Annotated in this window: 18 protein-coding genes; 7 read left to right on the forward strand and 11 right to left on the reverse strand. The window is 47.3% G+C overall.

Annotated elements, in window-relative coordinates:
- Positions 1–107: 107 nt before the first annotated feature.
- Positions 108–1,061, reverse strand: a complete 954-nt coding sequence (locus MHB43_RS30350; RefSeq protein ID WP_221819669.1) for a nucleoside hydrolase — start codon at positions 1,059–1,061, stop codon at positions 108–110.
- A 269-nt stretch (positions 1,062–1,330) separates the two neighbouring features.
- Positions 1,331–3,562 (reverse strand): MMPL family transporter, encoded by a 2,232-nt coding sequence (locus MHB43_RS30355; RefSeq protein WP_405130980.1) that lies wholly within the window; start codon positions 3,560–3,562, stop codon positions 1,331–1,333.
- 178 nt (positions 3,563–3,740) lie between these two features.
- Between MHB43_RS30355 and MHB43_RS30360 the strand changes: the two genes are divergently transcribed.
- Positions 3,741–4,373, forward strand: coding sequence for a TetR/AcrR family transcriptional regulator (locus MHB43_RS30360; protein ID WP_405130981.1), 633 nt, complete (start codon positions 3,741–3,743; stop codon positions 4,371–4,373).
- Here MHB43_RS30360 and MHB43_RS30365 read toward each other — a convergent pair.
- Positions 4,370–5,833: a PLP-dependent aminotransferase family protein gene (locus MHB43_RS30365; protein WP_405130982.1), complete on the reverse strand. Its 1,464-nt coding sequence runs from the start codon at positions 5,831–5,833 to the stop codon at positions 4,370–4,372. The two genes, MHB43_RS30360 and MHB43_RS30365, sit on opposite strands and share 4 nt — an antisense overlap.
- 160 nt (positions 5,834–5,993) lie before the next feature.
- On the opposite strand from MHB43_RS30365, the gene MHB43_RS30370 reads away from it, so the two are divergent.
- Entirely contained in the window at positions 5,994–6,584 is a 591-nt protein-coding gene (locus tag MHB43_RS30370) for a GNAT family N-acetyltransferase (protein ID WP_405130983.1), read from the forward strand.
- A gap of 40 nt (positions 6,585–6,624) precedes the next feature.
- Here the strand turns inward: MHB43_RS30370 and MHB43_RS30375 are convergent, their stop codons facing one another.
- Positions 6,625–7,521 carry a diacylglycerol/lipid kinase family protein gene (locus MHB43_RS30375; RefSeq protein WP_405130984.1) on the reverse strand — a complete coding sequence of 299 codons (897 nt, stop codon included), beginning with the start codon at positions 7,519–7,521 and terminating at the stop codon, positions 6,625–6,627.
- Positions 7,522–7,836: 315 nt separating this feature from the next.
- On the opposite strand from MHB43_RS30375, the gene MHB43_RS30380 reads away from it, so the two are divergent.
- Positions 7,837–8,430, forward strand: a complete 594-nt coding sequence (locus MHB43_RS30380; RefSeq protein ID WP_339180241.1) for a hypothetical protein — start codon at positions 7,837–7,839, stop codon at positions 8,428–8,430.
- A gap of 572 nt (positions 8,431–9,002) precedes the next feature.
- Here MHB43_RS30380 and MHB43_RS30385 read toward each other — a convergent pair.
- From MHB43_RS30385 to MHB43_RS30395, 3 genes are read right to left on the reverse strand one after another with little or no spacing between them, the layout of a single operon-like run.
- On the reverse strand, positions 9,003–10,883 hold the full coding sequence (locus tag MHB43_RS30385) for an ABC transporter ATP-binding protein (RefSeq protein WP_405130985.1): 1,881 nt from the start codon (positions 10,881–10,883) through the stop codon (positions 9,003–9,005).
- On the reverse strand, positions 10,880–12,607 hold the full coding sequence (locus tag MHB43_RS30390) for an ABC transporter ATP-binding protein (protein ID WP_339180245.1): 1,728 nt from the start codon (positions 12,605–12,607) through the stop codon (positions 10,880–10,882). The genes MHB43_RS30385 and MHB43_RS30390 overlap by 4 nt, the downstream gene beginning before the upstream one ends.
- Positions 12,604–13,146 carry a MarR family winged helix-turn-helix transcriptional regulator gene (locus MHB43_RS30395; protein WP_074092645.1) on the reverse strand — a complete coding sequence of 181 codons (543 nt, stop codon included), beginning with the start codon at positions 13,144–13,146 and terminating at the stop codon, positions 12,604–12,606. The genes MHB43_RS30390 and MHB43_RS30395 overlap by 4 nt, the downstream gene beginning before the upstream one ends.
- 277 nt (positions 13,147–13,423) lie before the next feature.
- On the opposite strand from MHB43_RS30395, the gene MHB43_RS30400 reads away from it, so the two are divergent.
- From MHB43_RS30400 to MHB43_RS30410, 3 genes are all read left to right on the forward strand, one after another.
- Complete coding sequence (locus tag MHB43_RS30400) at positions 13,424–15,418, forward strand: S-layer homology domain-containing protein (protein WP_339180248.1); 1,995 nt, start codon at positions 13,424–13,426, stop codon at positions 15,416–15,418.
- A gap of 171 nt (positions 15,419–15,589) precedes the next feature.
- Positions 15,590–17,434, forward strand: coding sequence for a histidine kinase N-terminal 7TM domain-containing protein (locus MHB43_RS30405; RefSeq protein WP_339180251.1), 1,845 nt, complete (start codon positions 15,590–15,592; stop codon positions 17,432–17,434).
- On the forward strand, positions 17,431–18,570 hold the full coding sequence (locus MHB43_RS30410) for a response regulator (RefSeq protein WP_339180254.1): 1,140 nt from the start codon (positions 17,431–17,433) through the stop codon (positions 18,568–18,570). The genes MHB43_RS30405 and MHB43_RS30410 overlap by 4 nt, the downstream gene beginning before the upstream one ends.
- A 177-nt stretch (positions 18,571–18,747) precedes the next feature.
- On the opposite strand, the gene uxaC is transcribed toward MHB43_RS30410, so the two are convergent.
- Positions 18,748–20,190 (reverse strand): glucuronate isomerase, encoded by a 1,443-nt coding sequence (uxaC, locus tag MHB43_RS30415; RefSeq protein WP_339180256.1) that lies wholly within the window; start codon positions 20,188–20,190, stop codon positions 18,748–18,750.
- A gap of 203 nt (positions 20,191–20,393) precedes the next feature.
- Between uxaC and MHB43_RS30420 the strand changes: the two genes are divergently transcribed.
- Positions 20,394–21,137 carry an MBL fold metallo-hydrolase gene (locus MHB43_RS30420; protein WP_339180258.1) on the forward strand — a complete coding sequence of 248 codons (744 nt, stop codon included), beginning with the start codon at positions 20,394–20,396 and terminating at the stop codon, positions 21,135–21,137.
- A 79-nt stretch (positions 21,138–21,216) separates the two neighbouring features.
- Here MHB43_RS30420 and MHB43_RS30425 read toward each other — a convergent pair whose 3' ends face one another.
- The 3 genes from MHB43_RS30425 to MHB43_RS30435 all read right to left on the reverse strand — a co-directional run bounded on the left by MHB43_RS30425 (position 21,217) and on the right by MHB43_RS30435 (position 26,431).
- The gene (locus tag MHB43_RS30425; RefSeq protein WP_339180260.1) at positions 21,217–21,846 is read right to left on the reverse strand and encodes a hypothetical protein; all 630 of its coding nucleotides are present in this window, start codon (positions 21,844–21,846) and stop codon (positions 21,217–21,219) included.
- Between the two features lie 425 nt (positions 21,847–22,271).
- Complete coding sequence (locus MHB43_RS30430; RefSeq protein ID WP_339180262.1) at positions 22,272–23,753, reverse strand: alpha-amylase; 1,482 nt, start codon at positions 23,751–23,753, stop codon at positions 22,272–22,274.
- Positions 23,754–24,118: 365 nt separating this feature from the next.
- The gene (locus MHB43_RS30435) at positions 24,119–26,431 is read right to left on the reverse strand and encodes an ATP-dependent DNA helicase (protein WP_339180264.1); all 2,313 of its coding nucleotides are present in this window, start codon (positions 26,429–26,431) and stop codon (positions 24,119–24,121) included.
- Positions 26,432–26,535 lie beyond the last annotated feature (104 nt).

The following is a 26,535-nucleotide window of genomic DNA, read 5'->3' on the forward strand; positions in this document are numbered from 1 at the left end:
CCGCACGGCAGGGACGGGATTATGGGGTCAACCCCATACCCAGACCACTGCCTGCGGCTTTATTTTTGTTGTACCTTTAAGGATGGCAAGCCCCAAGGCTGCCTGAATTAGTAGCGCTGCGGAGCAGCTTTTTTACCCAAATCCGTCATGTACGTAAAGAACGCTTCCGGATCGGTATCATACACCAGTTGTACTGGACGTCCGTCTGCTTGCTCCACCGTGCGGCCCTGGCTAGGACCATCCGGGATGACAATACAGTTCACGGTTTTCTTCTTCACGATGTCCTCGCGTCCAACGGAAGCCGTTGTCAGTACATCCCACAGATAGTATGTGGAATTTGTCTCACTGTACACCAGTGGCGGACAACCTGCGTAACAGTTCCCCAGGAAATCGACGCCTTCGAAGCGACGCTCTGCTGCCCAGCGGTTACGAACGGCTGGAGTTAGCGGTACTTTATTCGTGCTTTCCAGTGCAACCAGATCGATCTGGATACCACTCTGCCATACACGGTAAGCCGCTTCCGGGTCCCAGAATACGTTCCACTCTGCTGTGCCATCATGCTCAGGTTCTTCTACGTTACCACGCTCGAATGTACCACCCATCCATACCAGCTTGTCGATTTTCTCTTCAATGTCTGGTGCTTCGTCCAGTGCACGCGCAAGGTCAGTCAGTGGGCCTGTGAACAGGAGCAACGTTTTGCCTTTGGTATTGCGCACTTTCTCGATCAGATGCTGGTGTGCTGGAACGGCAGAGAGTGGTGCTTCCATTTTGCCGGACTCGTTCAGTACAGGAAGTGCATCTACATAGAAGGAATGCAGTCTCCACGCCGCAGGAAATGGATTTTTCCCTCTGGAGTTGGATTTGGATACCTCTACGGAATATGTACCGAAACGATCGATAATTTTACGGCTGGCATCTGTTGCTGGCTCAAGATATCCGTCTGCCGGAATAACCGATACGCCGGTTACATGTACATTGTCCATTTGCAGAAGCATGAACAGCGATACGAGGTCATCCACGCCGCCGTCATGGTTAAAATACACATTAAGTTGGTTCGTCATGCTTGCTTTCATCCTTCCCCTGATTGTCCCATTGATGTTGATTATCCGTCTGCCCAAGGCCGACGCTCTCTCTATTATGTCCCATAACCCTTAGCTACGTAAACCTTCCCCATGCAAAGAAAACAAGGATCACGCCTCATCTTGCGGATATTTTACAGTTCCACCATTCCATCTCAGGAGGACAACTGGTAGAGGTCATCATCGTTCGGAGAATAAAGAAATGGACAGCTGGCTTGAAGCCCCGCCGTCCATCTCACCCCATCCATGCATTACATGGACTGGTTCTGTTTCTCCTCATTCTTCTCGGCAATCGGCACATACTTGCCTGGCCAGAAGGCCCATTTGCCCAGTAATGCGGTGATCGCCGGTACCATGAATGGACGAACCAGGAAGGTATCCAACATCACACCAACAGCTGTGATTATACCAAACTGCACCAACACCTGAATTGGCAATGTAGCAAGTACCGCAAACGTTCCTGCCAAGATCAGACCTGCAGATGTAATAACCGAACTTGTCTCGCCAACACCTTCTCTGATCGCTTGACGAAGCGGCATCGTTTTGCGTTTCTGCCAGATGCTAGAGATCATGAAGATGTTGTAGTCTTCACCCAGTGCCACGAGGAATACGAAGGAATACAGCGGAATCGCTCCCTGAATGGCATCTGCGCCAAGTCCGTAGTGAATGATGATCCAGCCCAGACCCAGTGCAGAGAAATACGACAGAACAACCGTTGCAATCAGATACGCCGTAGCTACAACTGAACGCAAGTATAATAGTAATAACAATGTAATCATGCCGATGACCACGGGAATAATGATCTTGGCATCCCGTTCTCCGGTTACTTCAATGTCATACTGTTCAGCCGTCTGACCATCGATCCAGACCTGACTGTCCACATTAACTACACCAGCGTCTTGAAGCGCCTGTTCCGCAGTAGCCCGCAGATCTGGAATATGCTGCATTGCCTCCATGGAATATGGATTCAGATTAAATTCCACATCAAAGGCGGTAATGTTGGCATTCTCGGCACCCTGCTGAGCATCGCCTACTTTGCTAATGTAATCCAGCGATTCGAGACGCTGCTTCAGATCAGTTTCTTTGCCTTCGGCATCAACGATCACTTTCACTGGAGCCAGCTCACCTTGGGAGAACTGTTCGCCGATAACGGTGAAACCTTCGCGGGAAGGCACATCCTCCGGGAAGGAAGACAACAGATCATACGTGAATTTAACCTGAGTAGAGAATGCCGCCAGTCCTCCCAGCAATACCAACGTAATTGCAAGAACGGTCCATGGCTTTGTTACCACAACACGGCCAATCCAGCTTTCCTTCACTTTGCGCGGGGCAGGAGCCGGTTTGCCTTTTTTCTTAGCACGCTCCACTTCCATTTCATGTGTACGTGGTACGAACGGGTAGAATGAACCCCGACCGAAGATCGCAAGAAGCGCTGGAACCAGCGTCAGACTTGCAATAAACATAATAAAGATGGACAGACTGAATGGTACGGCAAAGCGATGATATGCACCGTATTCAGCCAGCAACAGCACCAGTAGTGCTGCAACAACCGTGAATCCACTCATAGCAATAGCGCCAGATGATCCGGTAATTGCCTGGAAAATGGCTTTCTTTTTGTCCGGCTCATGATAGAGAATTTGGCGGTATCTGGAGATCATGAACAGACAGTAATCCGTTCCTGCTCCAAATAACAATACGGTCATGATCGAGATGGACTGTGCGTCCACCGTAATCCAGCCCTGATCTGCCATGAATCCCAGAATGGGGCTTGTCACCATATACGCGAATCCAACCGCAATGATCGGGATAATTGCCAGTACAGGCGAGCGGTAGATCAACAGCAACAGTACTAATACCAATACAACCGTAGCGATCAGCAAGGATACATCGGCGGAGGAGAATAGCCCGCTCGCATCAACGGATATCCCTACTGGCCCTGTCACACGGGCAATCAGAGTATTGGTATCATCTATGGCTACATCGAACGGATTTGCCCCGAAGATGTCTTGTGTTTTTTGCTCAAGTGCTTCAATAGCTTCCTTCAATTGTTCTGAATCGGCGCCTTCATTGAAGAAAAGTGGCATAACCAAAGTACTTCCGTCTTCCGAAAGCTGACCTTTCAATGCCTGTGGTGGCAATTGATAGAGTGGCACAACGGACTGTTGTTGTTCTACCGGATCTTGATCCAGTCGCTCCGTTAATGCCTGAATGTTCTGAATCTGCTCATCCGTCAGACCGCCGGCTTGACGCCATACGATCAGTGCGGGCAATCCCTCACCACCAGGGAATTCCTTCTCAGCAAGTGCAGCTGCCTGAACCGATGGTTTAGATTCACTCAGATCCTGTGCGTTATTGGTTTCACGATCACCTACAGCAGGCCATACCATGCCAAGCACAACGGCGATAATGATCCATACCAACAGCGTAATCCATTTGCTTCGTTTGCCGGCAACCCAGCGGCCGTAACCCGAACCTTCCTGCATTGTCTCTTCATCTCCCTATTCTGTTTCTATGAAGCCCTAATATATATGATGGTGTAGTAATGAACCACGGGTCATAGTATAATCGAGTTAATTATATATACCGGAAGGTTAATTTTGCAATGCCTAATTTTGTGAACACTTCTAACAAGCAATTAAATACGTAAAGAGGTATGTACTTATGAGCAAAAAAACAAACATTCCCCGGTCACCGGGCAGACCCAAAACGGGTGTGGATCAAGCATCTGTGCAATCCAACATATTGATGACCGCGTCACGTCTATTTATGGAATACGGGTATGAACCCGTTTCTCTCCAGCAGATTGCTTCGTTATGTAATGTGACCAAAGCATCAATCTATTATCACTTCTCCAGCAAAGCCGAACTGTTCACCGTTGCCATTACCCGTATGATGGCGATGGGCATGCAGCAGACTTCTCTCCGTCTGGATGAACCCGGTCCATTGCAAGAACGTCTGGTTAGGGTTGCCGAAGCGAAGATGCAGCACTCCCATATTGAAACGGAGACCATGATGCGAGAAGCCGAGAAACATCTGGACCCGGAGCAACTCGCTCAGATTCGGGAAGCAGAGGTTCGCATCTTTGAAGTACTAGCCACCCATTTTCAGAAGGAGATGGACAACGGTTATTTCCGAGCCGCCAGTCCCATGCTGCTTGCCCATGCGTTTACTTCACTGCTGATGCTCGCGAACCGCGAAGATGTGCGCAACATGAATGGCGGCAGCATAGAAGAACTTGCACAGGAACTAGTGGCCCTGTTTCTGGATGGAGCTGTTAGGCGGAACGAATGCTAGCTCCAGATTTTAGCCAATGCGGCAATACCCGGGTCAATGCGTTCCGGTTCTATTCCGGCAAAACCGATAATGAACTCTCTTTTGCCATCTACTGGTCCGCTCCCGTTTGCCCACAAATATTCTGTTGAACTGATCTGTATGCCTGCATGTATCGCTAAAGCAACCAATTCGTTAGCTGTTTGCTGGGATGCAATCCGCAGCACCAGATGAAATCCCGAGTGCTGACCCTGTATTTCAGCCCGATCCCCGAAATGCAGCTGAATGGCCTGAACGATCAGGTCATGTTTTCGTTTGTAGACATTACGCATTTTACGGATATGCTTGCCCAGTTCCCCTTCACGCATGAACATCTCCAATGTTCGCTGATGGAGCCGGGAAGCCGATTGTTCGAACAGAATGGACTTGTACATTTCGCGAAAATCATCCATTAATTCTCTCGGAAGTACCATGTAGTGTATACAAAGAGCAGGTGCGAGGACCTGCGAGAACCCACCCATATAGATCACGCGGCTTCCTTCACGCAGCCCCTGCATGGAAGGGATTGGCCTCCCATAATAGCGGAACTCCCCATCGTAATCATCCTCGATGATATATGCCTTTGTTCGTTCCGCCCAATCCAGCAACGCCAATCTGCGGGTAATCGGCATGGTCATACCTAGTGGAAATTGGTGAGAGGGTGACACACCCGCCAATTTCACTTCGGCCTGTTCCAGCTCCGTCAAGTTAATGCCATCATGGTCCAGAGAGATCGGGACAACCTGATAACCATAATTGCGGAATGTGCCAGGTAACAGTCGGTATCCAGGATTCTCTACACCGATGGAATGTGTTGATTCTCCCTTGTGAAGCAAGGTCTGTGCTAATAGGGACATTAGCAGATGCTGTTCAGCACCCACAACAATCTGCTCTGGAGAACAGCTGACTGCCCTGAACTGCGCAAGATAGACAGCAATTTCACATCGTAGCCCCCATTCTCCCTGAGGGTCCCCATAGAACAATAGCTCCTCCGCTTCTTCCCGCCATACCCGATTAACATATTGGTGCCACTTGGCAAGTGGGAACAGGCTGAAATCATTGCGTGACATATGAAAATCATATTGTACTTCTCTAGCAGGGCGTATGCCCTGCTGTTCTGACCATGTCGTTCGAGCCTCGGGAGCTTTCCCGGCTGTCTGTGGGTCTGTCTTCCCGATCTGCATGGCATGATAGCTGTCTACCAAGGCACGAACACGATAGCCGCGTCGTGGCTGACTGTATACATATCCTTCGGCGATCAATTGCTGATAGGCCCATTCCACTGGAGTAGTGCTTATTCCAAGCATCTCGGGAAGTTTTCGCACCGAAGGCAATGGGCTATGTTCAGCCCAATCCCCGTGAATGATTTCCCTTTTGATATGATCCGAGAGCTGTACATAGATTGGCGCACTATCGTTCTCGTCCAGCTTCGGTAATGTAATCATACTGCTGCACCTCATCTGTCCTGTAAAATTAATTAAAACTGTATATTTAGAAGTATACAGTATTGGGATATACTCATGTCATCATCAATATGTAACGCCAACTTTAAGAGGCAGGGCGATCTCAATCTGTCCCGCCTTGAACCTATAGGAGGAACAACTTATGTCACCACCAAAACCATCCCCACGCATCCCTCGTCTGCTAGAAACGTCGCGCATATACCTGCGTCCTTTCGAGATTACAGATGTGGATGCTTATTTCCCCAGCCTGTTTGACGCCGAGATGCGTAGGCTGACAGGAACACAGAACAGTTTCACACGCGCTCAGGTTGAACGTTATGTTGAGAGCGCTGCACAAGATGACACCAGGCTCATGCTACTTATTGCTTTACAGGAAAATGACCAGATCATCGGAGATGTCGTCCTGATGGACATGCATGCCAAGAATCGCAGTGCACATATCCGGGTTGCCATCGATCAGGCAGAACATCAAGGAAAAGGTTACGGTAGCGAGGCGTTGCTGCTTATGCTGGACTACGGCTTCGGAATCTGTAACTTGCATCGAATTGAGCTTGAGGTGTACGCCTTCAACAAGCGAGCCATTCGCACTTACGAGAAACTCGGATTCCAGCGCGAGGGTGTGAAGCGGGATGTGTTGTTTTACAACCATCAATATCATGATGCGGTTCAGATGAGCATGCTGGAGGATGAGTTCAGGCAACGTCATATGAAAGATCAGGCAGGGAATGTTTGATTTTTCGATCAGTCAAAATCAAACTAAAAAACCGGGGGGTCTAATAACCCTCCCCGGTTAGAAACTTCAGATGACCCGTCAGCACCGATAGCTCGGCGGGTGTCTTCATATACAATTCGCCATCCGTGTCAGCTGACATCTGCGTATCTGTCTTCACTTTTAACGTAGATGCCTTGAAGTATGAAATGCTTTCACTCTGAGGTTGCCATTCTCCCTCTGGCTTGTGCGACAGAACCTCTCGCAGCAGCGGAATGCCTGTCTCATGAATAATGAGCACGTCCAGTTCGCCATCCTGCAACGCATCCGGTGCAAAGGGCAATGCATTTGTTCCCAGAAAACGGCCATTGGCTGCGTAGATCATCACCGCCTCGCCTTCCATCTCTTTCCCATCCGCCTCCAGTTGGTAACGAAACGGTTCCGTATGACTAATCGTCTGCAAGGTGCTGATAAAATAGCTGAGCTTACCCAGCGCGCCTTTCAGATTCTCGTTAATATTCTGCGATGCATCACTGATCAAACCAATGCCAAAAAAGTTCGTGAACACCCGATCATTAGCCCGTCCAACATCAATGGACACTACCCGACCTGCCAGCATTTCTTGTGCCGCAGTCTCTGCATCCGATGAAATCCCGAGCGAACGTGCAAAGTCATTACAGGTGCCCCCAGGCAATATACCAATCAACGGAGGATGTTGCAGATCGGCCAGTCCATTCACACATTCATGCACCGTGCCATCCCCACCCAGGATAAACACCACATCGAATTGCTCCCCGCGCTCACGACACAGCTTCTCTCCTTCACCAGCTTCATCCGTACACACAATGACGAGTTCATGGACAGCGGGAGCCAGCACACCAGCCACAGGACCCACTGTATTCTCACGATTGGCCTTGCCCGAATGATGATGATGAATTAACAACGCTTTGTTAAACTCCATCCCTCTTCCTCCATTCCAATGCTTGTTACCCTTTACCCACAAAGGTTGAAGCCGTAAACAAGCCCTTCGCTAAGCACTCATCATGATTCCAAATAGGTTTCCCAATCAGGTATGCATCCTAATGCTCATTCATTCGTAATAGCTAGATGACCCGTTTATCCATAAACCATTTCCTTGTTTAACCAGAGGTATGCATGAGAAAAAGGGTTTCTCCGCACCTTAATGTCATAAGGCTGCAAATTTTGCTGGTGAGAACCCATTCAAATCGAGTCAAAACGGTTATATCTATACCATATACGAATGGAGGGATTCCCTATGATTCCAGCAACGTTGGAACAATTGGAGCAAGTTCGCAAGGAATGCCGTACCATGGTTCGCAAAAGAGCTACCGCTTCTGCCGGTACAACACTCGTTCCGCTGCCCGGTACAGACGTACTGGCTGATGTGGGGATGCTGATGCAGCTGTTGCCTGCCATTAACAATAAATTCGGATTATCACAAAAACAGCTGGACGGTATGGACCCCGAGACCAAATCCATGATCTATGGATTCGTGATGTCCATCGGAAGCAAAGTCATCGGTCGTATGATCACCAAGGAATTGGTGGTACAGGTTCTGAAAAGAGTCGGCGTACGCGTAGCCACCAAATCGGTCGCCAAATTTGTTCCGTTTGCAGGACAGGGACTGGCTGCCGCACTCAGCTTCACAGCCATGCGCTATGTAGGTAACAAACATGTCGATGACTGTTATGAAGTCGTCAAACGCATGATTGAGCAGCGCGAATTGATTCCGGGTGAACCCGCTCCGTCTGCGCTGGAGGAAGCTAACAGCGACGACCTGAAGGTAGAAGTAAAGTCGGTCTCTAGCAACGATGCTGATCTTCCTGCGAATGATTCTAAGGATCAATAAAATGCGGACCATATCCTGCCCAAACAGAAGCTTAAAAAGTATCTCATGACCAATCTGAATGTCCCTCAATCGGTGAGCTTATACTCGGGTGCTTGTATCTAGATCGGTGTACGATGAATTCAAAATATAAACAAACGGGACAAAGCAGTATAGTTACACCGCTTCGTCCCGTTTTTATTTTTGCAGCATGGCATATATAAGACAATTATGACTATGGTTTACTAGAATATTTTAACGAACTCAGCACACTCTAATAGGCACAATTTCACAATTCCGGCATTCTAACGAATCGTAGACACTTTATTTCCTCATTCTGCGGTTTCTTTTACCACTTTGTGCTGCTTATCCGAGAAATAACATGTCTCAAGTTCGTTAGAAATGGGAGTGCTTGGTAATCCTCCATAAGCACCTCAACCCAGATACCATGCAACGTTCTTTCATATCCTATAGATCCATCATATCGAAACGAATCCAATCAGCTCCACATTAGAATCCACTCCTCTGGATACACGACAAATAGCCGGGAACATCCCTAGGGGTGCTCCCGGCTATTCTTGTTAGTTACATTGTGATCAGATCGCCTGCGGTTGTTGCTCCGCAAACTGACTATTGTAGAGATCCGCGTAGAAGCCCTGACTTGCCATCAATTCATCATGATTGCCCTGTTCAATCACGTTACCATGATCCATAACCAGGATCAGATCGGCGCCGCGAATGGTGGACAAACGGTGTGCAATGACAAAGCTTGTGCGATCCTTCATCATATCATTCATTGCTTTCTGGATAAATACTTCGGTCCGTGTATCCACGCTACTCGTCGCTTCATCCAGAATGAGGATGGCCGGGTTCGCCAGAATCGCTCTTGCAATGGTCAGCAACTGTTTCTGCCCTTGAGAGATATTCGACGCCTCTTCATTCAGCACCGTATCATAACCATCAGGCAGTGTACGGATAAAGTGATCCGCATGTGCCGCAACGGCTGCCTTGATTACATCCTCTTCCGTAGAACCTTCTCGACCATAGGCGATGTTGTCCCGAATCGTTCCGTTGAACAACCAGGTATCCTGAAGCACCATGCCGAACAGACTGCGCAGCTTGCCACGCTCCATGTCCTTAATGTCGGCACCGTCAATCGTAATCCGACCATCCTGAATTTCGTAGAAACGCATTAACAGGTTGATCAGGGTTGTTTTACCGGCTCCCGTTGGTCCAACAATGGCGACCGTCTGTCCCGGTTTTACATCTATATTCATGTTATGAATGAGCAGTTCATTTTCTTTATATCCAAAGTTAACACCTTGGAATGCAACCGCACCTTTAGGCTGCTGTAATTGCACAGGTTGTTTAGACTCAGCAACTTCTTCTTCCTCATCCAGCAACTCGAATACTCGTTCTGCCGAAGCAATCGTTGATTGAATGATATTAGAGATATTTGCAATCTGGTTAATCGGTTGTGTGAATTGACGGGAGTACTGTGTGAAGGCCAGAATATCCCCGATAGAGATCGATCCGCGTGTAACAAAAATCCCACCAACCACACAGATCAGCACATAACCCAAGTTACCTACGAAACTCATGAGCGGCATAATAATACCCGAGATAAACTGGGCTTTCCAGCCAGATTCATACAGTTCTTCATTGACCTTCTCAAATTGCTGTACGGATTGTTCTTCACGTCCAAATGCTTTGACAACCTTGTGTCCCGTGTACATCTCTTCGACATGACCATTAAGTTCCCCAAGGGATTTCTGTTGACCGGCAAAGTGTTTTTGCGAACGGGAAGCAACAAGCATAACAACAACCACACTGAGTGGCAGCGTCAAAATCGTGATTAGCGTCATCCATGGACTAATCGTCAGCATCATGATAATTACGCCGACAATCGTGACGATAGACGTAATGAACTGTGCCAAACTTTGCTGAAGTGTATTACTGATATTGTCCACGTCATTCGTAGCACGGCTAAGTGTCTCCCCAGTTGTGCGGGAGTCAAAATATTTCAAAGGAAGACGTCCAACCTTCGCACTGATCTGCTCACGCATGTCATACACAACACGTTGGGCCACACCGGCCATCAGGTATTGCTGAACATACATAAATGCAGCACTGAACAGATAGAGTCCGCCAAGCAGGTACAATACTTTCATTAATGCAGGAAAATCAATTCCGGCTCCCTGTACACCCTGAAGGATGGCAATGGCGCCTTTACTGAGAATATCCGTTCCTTCGGCCATAATTTTTGGACTGATGATGCTGAATACGGTACTCAAAATAGCTGCAACCAGCACACCTAACAGACGAGAACTATGGGGCTGGAGATAACGAATCAAGCGCCGCAGTGTGCCTTTGAAATCCTTCGCTTTCTCCACTGGAGGCCGCATACCCATTCCGCCTCCAGGGTGACCCGGCCCACCAGGGGAACGAGCCGACTTGCGTTCTGTACGTTCACTCATGCGATCTCCTCCTCTGTCAGCTGGGAGGATACAATCTCACGATACACTTCATTGTGCTCCAGCAGCTCTTTATGTGTTCCTGAACCGACAATTCGGCCCTCATCCATAACCAGGATGCGATCGGCATCCATTACTGTACTTACGCGTTGCGCAACAATCAGCACAGCTGCTTCTGTCGTTTCGGACTTCAGCGCAGCACGAAGTTTAGCATCCGTTTTGAAATCGAGAGCAGAGAAACTGTCATCAAAGATATAGACTTCCGGACGGCGAACAAGTGCGCGAGCGATGGACAGACGTTGCTTTTGTCCACCAGATACGTTGTTACCACCTTGAGCGATAAGGCTGTCATATCCCTCTTTCATCTCGGTAATGAAGTTCTCCGCCTGAGCTGTACGGGCCGCATGAACAACTTCATCCATTGTGGCATCATCTTTCCCGTGACGAATATTCTCCGTGATCGTACCCGTAAAGAGGACTGCCTTTTGTGGTACAAAGCCAATTTTGGCACGCAGATCTTCCTGCCGAATTTCACGCACATCCGTACCATTGACCCGAACACTACCTTCGGTCACATCATAAAATCGTGGAATAAGACTGAGCAATGTCGATTTCCCAGAACCCGTACCGCCAATGATGGCTGTTGTCTCTCCTGAGCGAGCTGTGAAGGAGATATCGGACAAAGCTGGATTCTCTGCGCCCGGATAACGGAAAGTTACATTCTCAAACTCAATCATACCCTGCATGGATTTCATGCCACGAGGCTGCTCGGGATTGCTAAGATCCGGCTGCATATCAAGCACTTCGTTGATCCGTTCCGCCGATGCTGAAGCTCTTGGAATCATGACAAAGATCATCGAAACCATAATCAGTGAGAACATGATTTGCATTGCATATTGGATGAAGGCAATCAATGCACCGATGTTCATATTGCCGCTGTCGATCCGCATTCCACCAAAATAAAGGATGGCAATCATCGAAAAGTTCATAACCAGCATCATCACAGGCATGATGGTCGCCATGAGTACATTAACTTTGATCGAAGAATCTCTCAGTTCTGTATTGGCCCCGTTAAAGCGCACTTTCTCATGCTCCCCACGGTTAAAGGAACGAACAACCCGAATCCCTGTTAACTGCTCACGCAGCACCAGGTTGAGTCGGTCCAGCTTTTTCTGAATGGTTTTGAACAAAGGTAAACCCTTGGCACCAATCAGCGCAATGGCTCCGCCCAGTACCGGAAGCACGACCAGGAAAATTGTAGATAATTTGGCGTCCTGAGATACCGCCATGAAGATACCCCCGATACACATGAGCGGAGCCATAATCATCATTCGCAGCATCATCGTAAGTACATTCTGTACCTGTGTGATGTCATTCGTCGTACGCGTAATCAGTGAAGCAGTACCCATCTTATCGAACTCCTGGAGCGAGAAATTCTCCACATGGCGGAAAACTCTGCTACGCAGTTGTTTGGCAAATCCGCCCGCTGTTCGAGATGAGAGGTAACTGGCGATCACCGAACACGCCGTTCCGCCAATCGCGATGACCAACATCCATCCACCAATCTGCCAGATATACGGGATATCCCCTTTTATGATGCCGTCATTCACAATATCTGCCATTAACGTAGGCAGGTACAATTCAGCAAGCGACTGAAACAGTACCAAAACCAGAATGAAAATAATCGGAATTCGGTATGGCTTCAGCATGCGAAACAGTTTCATCATGGCGTATCATCTCCTCTTGTCGAATCATCCTTTTGCAAGGAAGTTAATGTATCAAAAAAGGTGTATACCTTGGTCAACAACTCGGCCAGCTGAGTACTGTCTTGCTCACCCAAATGCTCAACTAACTTATTGAATATTTCCATACGTTCTTGGTGAGCAGCCCGAATAATTTCACGACCTGCTTCAGTAATCGTGATGCGGACAGCACGTCTATCCTCCGGGTCCATCGTCCGTTTGACCAGCCCCTCATCTTCAAGGCCACGAATAACAGGTGTAATGGTCGGTGACTTCACGCGTAGCAATGCGCTGATTTCCGAGACTTTCATCCCGGGATGATTGGATTCGATCGTGTCATTGAAATCAGGCGGATTGTCCTGCCAGTTCAATTGTTCTCCCGGATGCATCCCGTGGAGTAAACAACCCAGCACCATAATTTCATTGTGATTGCGCCCATGAGGCTTATGTTGCCTCCATTTGCCTTTATTAAACTGCATAATGGAGTACAAAAGCTTCTGAGCGACCGGATCTATACCAGTCATAATGGGTCCCTCCCTCTTTCTTTATCATTCCATAGACATCCAACATCATAGGACATCTATTAAATAGTAGTACAATTAAATAGATGCACAATTAATTAGGTATACTAAGTATATTATCGTAAGAAGCCAATGTCAAACATCTAAAATAACCAATATAAACCCATAACCAAGAGCCTATACGCGCTTGATTTTGGGTTTTGTCATTTTGCCGTCATCGGAGCCCGCTATACTTATTTCAAAATGTAGTAACCAGAATTTAAGGAGATGAAGATTGAATATGAACAGATTCAAAATAGGAAAAACAGGTATGTTATTGGCTTTGTTTGCAGTTTTATTAAGCGGATGTGTAACCAACAAAAGTTCCATTATAATACAATATCCCAATGATAAACCGAGCGAAGGTACTCAAGTATTCTTCAGGTATTCCAGTGGAGAAGTTGTACAGGTTCCAGATATCGGAGTTAACAGCAGTGTAGAAGCTATCATGGATATTAATAAAAAGATCGTTGGGGGATACGCTGAAACGGATGGAATAGCATGGGTTCCAGATAACTATATCCCTGATATCTCTGGCAATCTAATTAATATTCTCAATATTCAAAGTAATAAACCAGCATCTGCCGCACATCATGTCCAGTTAATTGCGGCATCCCAGCCTTCTTCTTATTCGGGTTATCTAAATTATACGTTGGCTGTTTACGATGAGCAGGGGCAACCTGTTAACAACCGAACTGAAATCTTCCTGCATGGAGACGATCCAAATTTAGATTTTCACAGTCTTAATGGAAATGGTGACCCAACCGTAGCAAATGGATATTCATACTTTACAGCGGGTGGACTTGGGCTTGTAACCTTTCCGATCAAATCGGGACCAATCACAAAACCTATCAGCGTATACTCTGGCTCAAAATTACTTAATGATAACTTGCTATCCATTGTTACCGATGTGAAAATAACCACCCCGGACGATGTCTATTCTGTACTTACCGGTGAAACGTTGGCTCTAAATGCTGCAATCTCACCTTCTAACGCGATCAATTCTGCCGTGACTTGGTCTGTCTCGGATCAAACCGGAACTGCCAGGATCGATCCGACTACAGGCGTACTTACCGCCGGAGACCCGGGAACCGTTCTGGCTCAGGCGGCTGCTACAGATGGTAGTGGAGTTGTCGGCAGTGTGCAGATCACCATTAAGCCAACTTCTGTTCTCGTGAATTCCATTACCATCAGCGGAAGCAATTCTGTGCAAGCAGGTCAGTCCATTCCGCTTACAGCAAGTGTCCTTCCAGCCGATGCCAAGGATCCTTCTGTAGTCTGGTCCGTGCAGGACGGAACAGGTAAAGCGACCATTGATGGAAACGGAAAACTAACTGGATCTACAGCAGGAACCGTTCTGGTTAAAGCCGAGGCAGCAGATCTATCAGGCGTATTCGGAACCAAAACTGTTGTGATTACCACGATTAACAACGGAAGTAATGGAGGCAATACAGGTGGTAACTCTGGAGGTAATTCAAGTGGTGGTTCAGGCTCACCAGCAGCTCCCACACCAGTTCCTACACCTGCACCAACGCCCGTGACACCATCCGATCCGAGTCCTCAGCCAACACCCGGAACAGATGTAGTACCTGGACCTACGTTCAACAGTCAGGTTCTTAATATGGATAGCTTTATGACCAGCTTCACCCAGAAGGTTAAAGCAGCACAGTCCAATCCTGCGACTGTTCAATTAACGGATACTACCACGCACTGGGCTGGGGCAACTGTAACTACATTCGTAAAGCTGGGTGTCGTAACTGGTTATACCGATGGCTCGTTCCATCCAAATGCCAGTATCACCCGTGCCGAGTTCGCAACCCTGATCACCAAAGTATTTGATCTGTCGAGCAACCAAGGCAATACAATAAGCGACGTATCAGGTCACTGGGCAGAATCTTCCATTCGCTCTCTGCAAAGCAAGGGTGTGTTATCCGGTTACCCGGACGGTACATTCAGACCGAATCAAGAGATCAAACGTTCTGAGATCATCGCCATCATCTCGCGCATTATGGATCTGAGCAAAGTACCAACCGCAGAAGCACCTGCTTTCTCCGATCTGGAGCAAATCTGGAATAAAGATCAACTCCAGCAAGCGGCAGCAGCCGGAATTATTCAAGGAGATCGGAATGGAGAATTCCATCCTGCGAACTCCGCTTCCCGTGCAGAAGCATTGACTATTATTTTGCGAGTACTCCAGACCAATTCTGAATTTGAAGCACTTCTACAATCCCTATAATTAAGATGCAATAATTGAAGCCTTCCAAGCCTGTTTCCAGGCTTGGTGGGCTTTTTTAACAGATTCAACCTTCTATGGGGACTTCCTTTTTGATTTCAAAAATAAAAGTCATTACCCGCTCTCAAACACGTATGTTTTTAATCCTGATTCTGATAACATAGGAGGCATATCTTGCATGAATATATCTTAGATCGAGGCGGCCCATCCATGAACCCTAATATGTACTTATCTGCATTGCTTATGGCTGCGACCTGCTGCACATTAATGCTTGCTTACCTTTCCTATAAAAGAAGAAGCTCGCCCATTGCCGTCAGTTACGGGCTGGGGATGCTTGTTAGTTCTTTTTATACATTCGGCTATGGCTTCGAGATCATTAGTCAGCAACTAGACCATATTCGATTCTGGCTTCGAATCGAGTATGTTGGAATTCTGCTCGGTCCAGTGTTCTATTTCCTTATGGTGCTGCATTATACAGGGCGTGAATCATGGGTGCGTACACGCAATGTGCTTCTGTTGTTACTAGTGCCTTCTTTTACGTTTATCATACATAATACCAACGAGTGGCATCACCTCTTTTATAAAAATATGATGATCGATACATCCTGGGGATTCCCGCTTGTGTCTCTTGAGAGAGGACCTTTATTTTCAGTTCATGTTGTGTATTCCTATACACTGTTCTTTATTTCTGTTTTTTTCTTGGTACAGATGTTGCTTCGTGCCACACCCCCTATGAAAAAACAAATCATATTTATGATTATTGGCTCCTGTGGACCATTCATTTTCTCACTAATTTACCTAAGTAATATCTTTCATTCACCCCTTGATTTTTCTCCATTTGGATTTGTTATATCGGGCATCTTCTACACATGGGGAGTCTTCCAATTCAATCTACTTCGTCTGGCTCCGCTGGCATACCAAAAGGTATTCGAATCCATACAGGATGCTGTTATTGTGTTCGATCTGGACCATGTGTTGACCAGCTACAACCGTTCTGCCCGGCGTATCATTGAGTCTCTTCATCCCAAAGGCTTGGGCCAGCATGCCAGTCAGGTACTTGTACAATACCCACAGCTTCTAGCAAAGCTGCTTGAACAGGAACCGCTTAGCGATGTCCGTAAAATTCAACTCTCCAACGACCCGAGTAGCAGAATCTATAACGTTCATCTTTCTCTTGTTCAGCATCAAAGTGGTAAACCTATTGGCAAGATGCTACTGCTTAATGATGTGACTGAAGCCGTACAGGCCGAGAAGAAACTTCGCGACAACGCCCAACAGTTAAGTGAGCTCAACACGTTCAAAGACCGAATGTTCAATGTCGTGGCTCACGATATACGTGATCCAGTAGCCGTACTGGTTAATCTGATGGACTTGCTTGAGGAAGAAATACAAGAATCCAATGCTGATCATGAAGAGATTATCCATGAAATGAAACACCAGATTCATAATACGTTTTCTCTGGTAGAAGGACTGCTCGAATGGTTCCGCAGCCAAAGCGGAGGGCAGGTCTTCCATCCGGTAGAACGGGATCTGCACTATTCTGTGGAGGCCAGTATATGCTTGTTACGTGTTCGCAGCGAGAATAAGCATATTCAAATGGTATCGAATATTTCACCAGGAGTGTGCGTCTATGCGGATAAAGAAATGCTTGACCTGATTCTTCGAAACCTTTTATCCAACAGCATTAAATTCACTAATCCGGGGGGACAGATCACGTTGAACGCCGAACGAAAGGATCAGCATATTGTGGTATCAGTAAGCGATACAGGAGAAGGGATTACAGATGAGCAGGCCCGTTCCCTGCTTCAGGATGAGTATCCGGTATCGGCAACGGGAACCGCAGGGGAACGCGGTATCGGGTTTGGCTTGAATCTGTGCCGGGAGTTTGTACGCCTGAATGGGGGCGAGATCTGGTTTGACAGCATGCCCTCACAGGGAAGCAACTTCTACTTCTCCGTACCTATACCTCCTAAAAGTGAATCTTCTCCATATTCCGTAAAGGTGGATGGAGATACATGAAGGTCATTCTGATAGATGATGAGAAGGCTATGCACCTGATTATGAAAAAGATGCTGGCAAAGATCAGTGATATAAAAGTGATGGGCGCATTTCTAGATACAAAGACCGCTACATCGTATCTGAATGATCATGAGGTGGATTTAATCTTTGTCGATATTAACATGCCCCGGGAAAGCGGATTGGAATTCGCAGAAGGACTGCGAAAACAAGGGAAACTTACGCGAATTGTATTTATCACATCTCACGTAGAGTATTCCTTACTTGCTTTTGACGTCTTTGCCTTTGACTATATGGTGAAACCAGTGAAACAGGATCGGCTCCTCCAAACGGTACACAGAGCGCTGGCAGAGTCGCGCAGCAAGTTACCTGAGGAAGAAATCGTGGCAACGATTGAAGCGCAAGCGGTAGAGTTCAATGCTCTGGGCAGAATCGAGATTCACAGCGACCACGGAACCAAGACCAAATGGAAATCCAGCAAAAGTATTGAATTGTTTGCATATCTGCTTGTCCAGCAAGGACGGCTTGTATCCCGTACCCGTCTCATTGAAGATATTTTCGGAAACATGCCACAGAAGAATGCCGAGGTCTACCTCAACACAACGGTCTATCAGCTACGCAAGTTGCTTAATGGGTATGGACTGAAAAAAGTACTTCATACGTACAATAATTATTACGCTCTGAATTTATCCGATATTACGGTTGATTTTATCCGCTTCGAAGAAGGATGTAGGCGGCTATCTGTCATTCAATCCGGGGCCGACATAGAACAAGCCCTATTGATTGAGCAAATGTATGTGGGTGATTTATTTGGAGAATATGGATACACGTGGTCCTTGAGCGAGGTTGAACGACTGTCACTTATGTATAACGCACTAAACCAGCGATTGTGTAATGCACTACTGGAAGCCAAAGATACCAGTAATGCTATCCGCCTACTCAAAAAACTCCTGCATCGCAATGAATTGCACGAAGAATCGCTGATCCTGCTCATCCGAGCACTTTCCATGCAGAATAACAAGGAAGCCCTGATCAAACATTATGAACAATATACAGCACATTTACTTCAGGAAATAGGTGCTGCTCCTTCTCCAGAGCTTGCTGCTCTATATGCACAATTATTATCGAAAACCCAATAGTGTTAAGGTCAATGGATGTAATGCCTTGAATCCAATTCACAAAGAAGCTCCCATTCTATACTCCGGTGGATGATGACCCGGGGGTAAGAAATGGGAGCATTTTATTACGATTGAAAAGTAGACACAAAAGAATCTTCTTAATGCATAAATTGCATGATTAGGTGCGTTTGTTACTCATTAAGACTGTGAAGCAGAGACTGTTTTGAGCACTGAGGCAAACGGGAAATATTCTTTTGCATTGTTGTAGGCAATGCCTTGTACGATCTGACCAAGCAGCTCCAGATCCTGCGGTGCTTCGCCCTGTTCAGCCCATTCACCAATGAGATTGCAGACCAGACGACGGAAATACTCATGCCGCGTGTAGGACAGGAAGCTGCGTGAATCGGTCAGCATGCCGACAAATCGGCTGAGCAGACCAACATTCGCCAGGGCTTTCATCTGGGCTAACATGCCATCCTTGGTATCATTGAACCACCAGGCTGCACCAAGCTGGATTTTACCCGGAATACCCCCGCCCTGGAAGCTGCCGATGATCGCCGCGAGCACTTCGTTGTCCCTTGGATTCAGAGAATACAGAATCGTTTTGGGCAGTGCTTGTTGCTGCTCCAACGCGTCGAGCAATCCAATCATCGCTGCGGAAAGCGGCGTATCATTCACGGCATCGTAACCCGTATCCGGCCCAAGCTTGGCAAACATCCGTGTGTTGTTGTTACGGGCTGCATTGATATGGAACTGCATCACCCAGCCCCGATCTGCATACAGTTTGCCCAGGAACGTCAGCGTCACTGTCTTGTACTTGTCCTCTTCCTCACGAGTTACCTTCTGACCTGCAAGTGCCTTGGCAAAGATGGCACCCGCCTCTTCGCGTGTAGCCACGCCGTAAGGAACATAATCAAGTGCATGGTCAGAGACTCTGCCGCCGACAGAATGGAAGAATTCCACCCGGGACTTCAGCGCAGCAAGGAAGGATTCATAATCTGAAATCGCAGTGCCGGACGCCTGTGATAGCTTACCTACCCATTCCGTGAAGGTATCCCGGTTCAATTCTAAGCCTTTATCCGGGCGGAAAGAAGGTAATACCGCCGTGTCAAAGCCTTCGATTTCCTGAATCTTCAGATGATACTCCAGAGAATCCGTTGGATCATCGGTTGTGCACACAACAGTGACATTGGATTTGGTAATCAGATCACGTGCACCGAATCCGTCACTGTTCAGTTTGGCATTTACTTTGTCCCAGATGGCCGGTGCGCTTGTCTCATTCAAAACTTCGTAGACGCCGAAATATCGCTGTAATTCCAGATGAGACCAGGCGTACAGCGGATTACCAATCATCATAGGGACCGTTTTGGCATAAGCCAGGAAACGATCGTAATCGGTTACTCCCTCGCCGCCGGTCACATATTGCTCTTCAATTCCGTTTGCGCGCATGAGCCGCCACTTATAGTGATCACCGTATAACCAAGCCTCTGTAAGATTGCCAAAGGTTTTGTTCTCGTAGATCTCCTGAGGACTGAGGTGGCAATGATAATCAATAATCGGCATGTCTTTGGCATAATCCTCATATAACTTGATCGCCGTTTCATTGTGCAGCAAAAATTGTTCATCCAGAAAAGATTTCATTCGCCTCGCACGCTCCCTTTAGGTGAGTTTACGTTCATATGGGTTCACTTCCCATCTTTACGCTACACTGTTTATCATCAAAGTTCAATATAAAATGATAGCGTTATCAAAAAAGGTTGATTTAGGCATATATTCGGGAACAAGGTATACTGGATTTAACGCAAGGATGCTGATCTGAAGATCACACAAGGAGATGAAATGAATTGAAAATCACTTTTCTCGGCACAGGAGATATGTTCAGCGTGGAGCAGCACCACAATAGTATGTTGGCTGAATTTGGAGGAACGCATCTGGTCATTGATTTTCCGGAATCGAATGCCAAAGCACTTAAGGAATATGGATTCGCCATGACCGATATCCACAATGTGTTCATTACCCACCTGCATGAGGATCATATTAACGGTGTACAGATGCTCGGATACTACTCACAGATCGTAGGCGACCGCAAACCCCGCCTGTTCATCCACGAACAATTGGTAGATCCGCTCTGGAACATTCTATCCCCCGGCATGCGCTACACCACGGATGGTGAACGTACCATGAGTGATTACTACGATGTCGTCCCCCTGCCAGATGGAGGCACATTTGAACTGGACGGCGTGACGTTTGAGACGTTTCGGACCCAACATGTTCCCGGTATGGTCAGCAATGGGCTTCTCGCCAAGCCTTACTTCTATTACAGTGCAGACAGTACACTCGACCAGGAACGGGTGGAGCAGGTTGCCGCTGATGTGCAGCTGATTTTCCATGAATGTCATATGCATGATCTGGTGATCAAATCCCATACCTCATTGAAGGATATGGAGCAGTTACCCGCTGAAGTGAGACAGAAAACCGTACTGATGCATTATCATGATGAGTACGCGGATGCGGACAAACGGGAACAGTTCAACCGCGAGCATGATCTACGGATGGTTGGCACGCTGGAATCATTTGAACTGGAGTAGGTGCACGAAGGTCTAATAAACAGGCAGCGTCTACTCAGATTCCTCATACGGAACTGGTGGGTGCTGCCTTTCTATTAATCTAATCTCTCTCCCATGACTTCATATACTCAATTGTCCTCGGAGAGGGCTCGGCATGGATATGAAAATAATCTTCCGTTCGCTGGTCATTTGGGCCATAGGAAATTTTGATATACATATCTGCATAACGCTGGATGATATTGCTGTCGATCTCCGCCTTTGGCTTCAAGACATAACTTCTGCTCAAACTCAATCCAAGCGGTTCCTTGTCAGACTCTAAACTAATCTCGTGTGTATTGCTCACATTGGAATGAAATAACTCTCCGGCATCTATTCGATTTATCATGTTGGGATCGAGGGTGAAGGACTGAATGACATTAACCATGGGCACCCGAGTCTCATTCACAAAAATCTCATAAGAAATCCGGTCAACTCCAGATTCATGACTCACATCCACCGTTGCTGTCAAATTATAATCATCTGGCGAGTTCGTCTGAAAAGACTCAAGGTTCTTCGTAACCCGCTCTTTTAAGTCTCTTCGCTCCGAATTCAACGTATACTCATCGGTCCGCTTTGGTTCACCCGCTGGCCCCTGGTTTGGTCCCAAACTGCAAGCCCCCAAACACGCGGCTATTACAAATAGATACATGACTAACGGGAAGAAACGGTTCATCTCTCTTTTGGGACTCATGCTATCCCTCCTCTTCTCCAATCCTCTGTATAGAATATTGCTTATTACGTTCTCTCATTTTATTTCCTAACACTCCATATTTGGATTATTGTACCATGTATTAAGATGTGAGACCGAACTGTTTCTTTTTCATTTCATGTTTTTACTTGCAGCAGTGATTCGTTTGCCTATGGCGGTGAGCCTTAAACCCACGTTAAGCTAACGAATCTGAGAGGACTTATTCGGCTGAAATCGGAATTTATAATTCTGGTGATGTTGCTCCAATTGGCTTCGTTGGGATGGAGTTTTAGTTGTACCTAGAAAATGAAAAAAACCACCTGAACACAGGTATATTCGCTCTCCTGTTCAGATGGTTTAATAGATCTATCTATATACTGTTTTTATGCGGTCGTTGTACCTTTTCTTATCCTGCCTGACACATGCCGTTACTCAGCGTCAGCACAGTCATCATTTTGTTCGGGAAGAGCCCATACCGACAAGCCTCCACCGCACACATGGAAGGTGGCCCAACCGTCTTCCTCAATGGTAATCTGATCCTCACAGCTGTTCGTCAGATCCACCCAGACTTCACCAGCACGGTGCTCACCGATGAACATTCTCTTCTCACCGTCATCCCCGTTAGAGATAACTACCGCACAACCGGAACCTTCGATTTCCTCTACGCCACGACGTACCCAGCCAATCGTATTCGCGTGATCAAAGTAATCTTCCTGCTCTCCATATGCCTTGTTGCAGCGGGCAGACAGCAGAATGTCCAGAATTTCTTTTTTGCCATCCACAGGTTCAGGTCCACCAATGCCATAATAATCCCCGTAAAATACAACCGGATAACCATCGCGACGTAATAGCGTCAGGGCATACGCGCTCGGCTTAAACCAATCACCAATCCATGATTCCAACGCTTCATGAGGTTGGGAGTCGTGGTTATCTACAAAAGTTACCGCATGGGTAGGATGGGTCTGCACCAAGGTATCGTCAAAAATTTTGGAGAGATCAAAGTCTCTACCTGCAAGCGAAGCCTCATGCAGCTTGTAGTGAAGAGACACATCAAACAGGTCGATCTGATAGTCTACCGTATCAAGGAATTCACGACATGCATCCAGGTTCGAATTCCAGAACTCACCTACAATGTAGAAATCCTGACCGCGTTTGCGGATCATCTCTGCTGCGAACTCCTTAATGAATTCGTGGTTGATATGCTTAATCGCATCCAGCCGGAACCCACCGCACTGGAGGGTATCGATCAGCCATTTCCCCCAATCAATCATCTCGCGCCTTACATCCGGGTGGTTATAATCTATATTGGCGAACATCAGATAGTCATAGTTGCCAAACTCATCATCGACATTCTCATTCCATTTTTTATTCTCTCCTGCGATGCGGAATACACCTGTTCGTTCTCCCTTGGCGTCAAAGTCTGTACCGTTGAAATGTTCAGAGCTCCACTTAAAGGAGGAGTATTGATCTCCGCGACCCGGGAATGTGAATTTGGTCCAGCCCTCAATCTCGAACGGTTTGGAAATTTCCTTCGTCCGATCATTCGGATCAACCTCAATCACTTTGAACACTTCCGTCTCATCTGCTCCGGCCTTGTGATTCATAACCAGATCCACATAGACGGCTATGCCGTTCTTATGACACTCAGCAATGGCCTCCACCAATTCCTGCTTGGTGCCATATTTAGTTCGTACGGTACCCTTTTGATCAAATTCGCCCAGATCATACAGATCATATACACCATAACCTGTATCTTCTGCTGACACTGCCTTGGTTACGGGTGGTACCCATACCGAGTCAATGCCTTTGGCTTTCAGTTCCGGGGCCATTTCAGCCAGTCGCTTCCAATGATCTCCGTCTGCAGCCAGGTGCCATTCAAAAAACTGCATCATGGTATGATTTCTCTTCATTATAACCGACCTCCTTGATTGCTTTCGAAGCGGACCGCGGAACGGATAGGGTAATTCGCCGTTGTTCGTTCGTTGCTAACCAAGTTATAACCCTTTCACCCTACCCTTCAATCATATAAAGGAAAGAAAATCGAAAAATATATGCTATATAAGCTGAACAAAGATTATTTACATTGACACTACGATGACAGAATAACCTTCCAATCGCTGTTATCCCCAGATTTTTTGATTCCCTTTTGCGAAGGGGAAAATCCGAGGATAAAGGCGAACGCTTCGCTTTTTCAGGTTTTTTCTGTCCTCTCCGTTATCGTGTAAAAGATTAGTTCAACTTATATACATGCATCATTTCATTCGTAGTTCGTTCATCAAATTCGTTTATAGTCCCGCCACTCCTCGGGCAGCAGGGAACGATACGGTTCCTGGATAAAACGATCGTCGACCAGCACCAGCACGCCCCTGTCTTCTTCCGTTCGAATCAGCCTTCCTCCTGCCTGCAGCACCTTGTTCATACCGGGGAAAATATAAGCATAATTGAACCCGTTGCGGCCTGTACGGTCATAATAATCACGAAGCACATTGTTCTCCAGACCAATCTGCGGCAGCCCCGCACCTACCACAACGACGCCATTCAAGCGGTCTCCCGGCAGATCGACACCTTCCGAGAATACACCACCCATGACGGCAAATACCAATCGTGTCCGTTCAGGGTTTGGCTGGAATCCATCCAAAAACTGCTCCCGTTCCAGTTCGTTCATGCCTTGTTTTTGTATGACCGTATCCGCTTCACTTGGAAGCTGTGCATAAGTTTCGTATATCTCGCGCATATAAGGGTAAGAAGGGAAGAACACCATCAGATTGCTGCGCGGCCATTCGGTCACCAGCTGTTGCAGCATCTCCGCAATGGGTCGCCGGGATTGCTCCCGATCCTTATAACGCACGGATAAGGGCAGGAGCCTCACATCCAATTGTTCCCGCTGAAATGGAGATGGAATCTGCAATGTATAATCCTCTTCCTCTGCACCCAGCATATCCCGATAATAGCGAAGGGGTGACAATGTGGCCGAGAAATGAATGAGGGAGCGGAATCCTTTGGCCGTCTGACGAAGCAGTACCGAAGGATCAAGACAGAATAACTTCACTCTCACTTCACTTCGAACACACTCTGCATACGTAATAAAACGTTCATCATACAGCTTGGCAATACGCAGGAAATTCTGTGCCGTGAAGTAGGCATCCAACAGCAGTTGATCCGTCTCGGCATTCCCCGAGCCACCTTCAACAAGACATTGCTCCGCGACCATGACAAAAGGCTCCAGCCGTTCAATCAGTTCCTCCGGTGCTTCCTGCTGGATGATCTTCCCTTCTTCTCCACCGTTTTTCCGAAGGGTAATCAGATACTTATCAATGGCCCCGGTGTAATCAACAATGGCTTTGGCAGCAGGCACACTGCTGTCCAGCGACTGGAACTCTCTTTTCACATCCAGAAATACTGCCTTCTCCAGCTCCGCGGAAAACATCATTCGGCCACGATCGACCAGATTATGAGCCTCGTCCACCAGTAATACCGTCTTGCGTTTCTGCTCCTCCAACATTCTTTTCAGAGAGATCCTCGGATCGAAAATATAGTTATAATCGCAGATCACCGCATCGGCTGCATACGCAGCATCCAGTGAAAACTCAAACGGACACACCCGATGTTTGCGCGCATACTGCTCGATGACCGGACGTGTCATCAACGTCTCATGTTCCAGCATGTCCAGCACGGCCCCGTTAATACGGTCATAATATCCTTCACACATGCCGCATTGCCCCGTATCACAAGCTTCCTCTTCCTTAAAACAAATCTTGTCCTTCGCGGTCAGACTGATCACATGCATCTCCAATCCTTCCGATTGCATCCGGGCAAAAGCTTCTTCAGCCGCCACCCGTGTCGTCGTCCTCGCGGTCAGATAGAACAATCGGCTTGCTTCGCCCTCCCCAATTGCTTTGACCGTGGGGAACAGCACGGACATTGTTTTACCAATGCCTGTTGGTGCTTTGGCCATTAATCCCTGCCCCTCACGGATCGTCTTGTATACGGCTCCTGCCAGCTTTCGCTGCCCCTCCCTGTATTTGCGAAAAGGAAACGGCAGCTCTCGCACACTGATATCACGCTTTTCTTCATATGCAGCGATCATCTCTGCATATGGCGCATAACCGGCAATCACTTCTGCCGCAAACTGCTCCAGTTCCTGTCGCTCTGCCATTCGGCGAAACCGTCTTTCTTCATGGGCTACCGAATGCACATACGTCAACTGCACTTGCATGCGTGGTTCATCTTGTTGAACGGCGTACATGTAGGCATACATCATGGCCTGCGCCCAGTGCACGGGAAGACCTTCTCCCAGATCATCCAGATTGCCCGCAGTCGATTTGATCTCATCCACCGTCAACTGACCCTCCAACCGGATCAGGCCATCACATCGTCCCTCCACCACATAGGTCAGATCCCCATGTTGAATCTCAGCTTCGAGCACAATCTCTTTCAGATCCTCTTCCGTGTACTCCTTCTGTACCCGCTGATGAATTCGAGTTCCCTCCTGCATCGAGGCATTGGTCCGGAACCCTGGACGTATGCTGCCACTGCGGTACACATACTCCACCAAAGGTCTAACCGATATCCGAATTGTTGTTGTCATACGATCACCCGTTCTGTTTGTAGTGATTATACTTTATCATGAAATATGCTTTTGGACACAGCACCACCTCGAAGAAGTGGAAAATATTATAAAGAGAGATTGAC

The organism is Paenibacillus sp. FSL H8-0317 (genome assembly GCF_045040685.1).
Lineage (GTDB): Bacteria > Bacillota > Bacilli > Paenibacillales > Paenibacillaceae > Paenibacillus.

Excerpts from the sequence above, each read along its gene's own strand:
- MHB43_RS30350 (WP_221819669.1), bottom strand. The coding sequence starts at position 1,061 with ATGACGAACCAACTTAATGTGTATTTTAACCATGACGGCGGCGTGGAT.
- MHB43_RS30355 (WP_405130980.1), bottom strand. The coding sequence starts at position 3,562 with ATGCAGGAAGGTTCGGGTTACGGCCGCTGGGTTGCCGGCAAACGAAGC.
- MHB43_RS30360 (WP_405130981.1), top strand. The coding sequence starts at position 3,741 with ATGAGCAAAAAAACAAACATTCCCCGGTCACCGGGCAGACCCAAAACG.
- MHB43_RS30365 (WP_405130982.1), bottom strand. The coding sequence starts at position 5,833 with ATGATTACATTACCGAAGCTGGACGAGAACGATAGTGCGCCAATCTAT.
- MHB43_RS30370 (WP_405130983.1), top strand. The coding sequence starts at position 5,994 with ATGTCACCACCAAAACCATCCCCACGCATCCCTCGTCTGCTAGAAACG.
- MHB43_RS30375 (WP_405130984.1), bottom strand. The coding sequence starts at position 7,521 with ATGGAGTTTAACAAAGCGTTGTTAATTCATCATCATCATTCGGGCAAG.
- MHB43_RS30380 (WP_339180241.1), top strand. The coding sequence starts at position 7,837 with ATGATTCCAGCAACGTTGGAACAATTGGAGCAAGTTCGCAAGGAATGC.
- MHB43_RS30385 (WP_405130985.1), bottom strand. The coding sequence starts at position 10,883 with ATGAGTGAACGTACAGAACGCAAGTCGGCTCGTTCCCCTGGTGGGCCG.
- MHB43_RS30390 (WP_339180245.1), bottom strand. The coding sequence starts at position 12,607 with ATGATGAAACTGTTTCGCATGCTGAAGCCATACCGAATTCCGATTATT.
- MHB43_RS30395 (WP_074092645.1), bottom strand. The coding sequence starts at position 13,146 with ATGACTGGTATAGATCCGGTCGCTCAGAAGCTTTTGTACTCCATTATG.
- MHB43_RS30400 (WP_339180248.1), top strand. The coding sequence starts at position 13,424 with ATGAACAGATTCAAAATAGGAAAAACAGGTATGTTATTGGCTTTGTTT.
- MHB43_RS30410 (WP_339180254.1), top strand. The coding sequence starts at position 17,431 with ATGAAGGTCATTCTGATAGATGATGAGAAGGCTATGCACCTGATTATG.
- uxaC (WP_339180256.1), bottom strand. The coding sequence starts at position 20,190 with ATGAAATCTTTTCTGGATGAACAATTTTTGCTGCACAATGAAACGGCG.
- MHB43_RS30425 (WP_339180260.1), bottom strand. The coding sequence starts at position 21,846 with ATGAGTCCCAAAAGAGAGATGAACCGTTTCTTCCCGTTAGTCATGTAT.
- MHB43_RS30430 (WP_339180262.1), bottom strand. The coding sequence starts at position 23,753 with ATGAAGAGAAATCATACCATGATGCAGTTTTTTGAATGGCACCTGGCT.
- MHB43_RS30435 (WP_339180264.1), bottom strand. The coding sequence starts at position 26,431 with ATGACAACAACAATTCGGATATCGGTTAGACCTTTGGTGGAGTATGTG.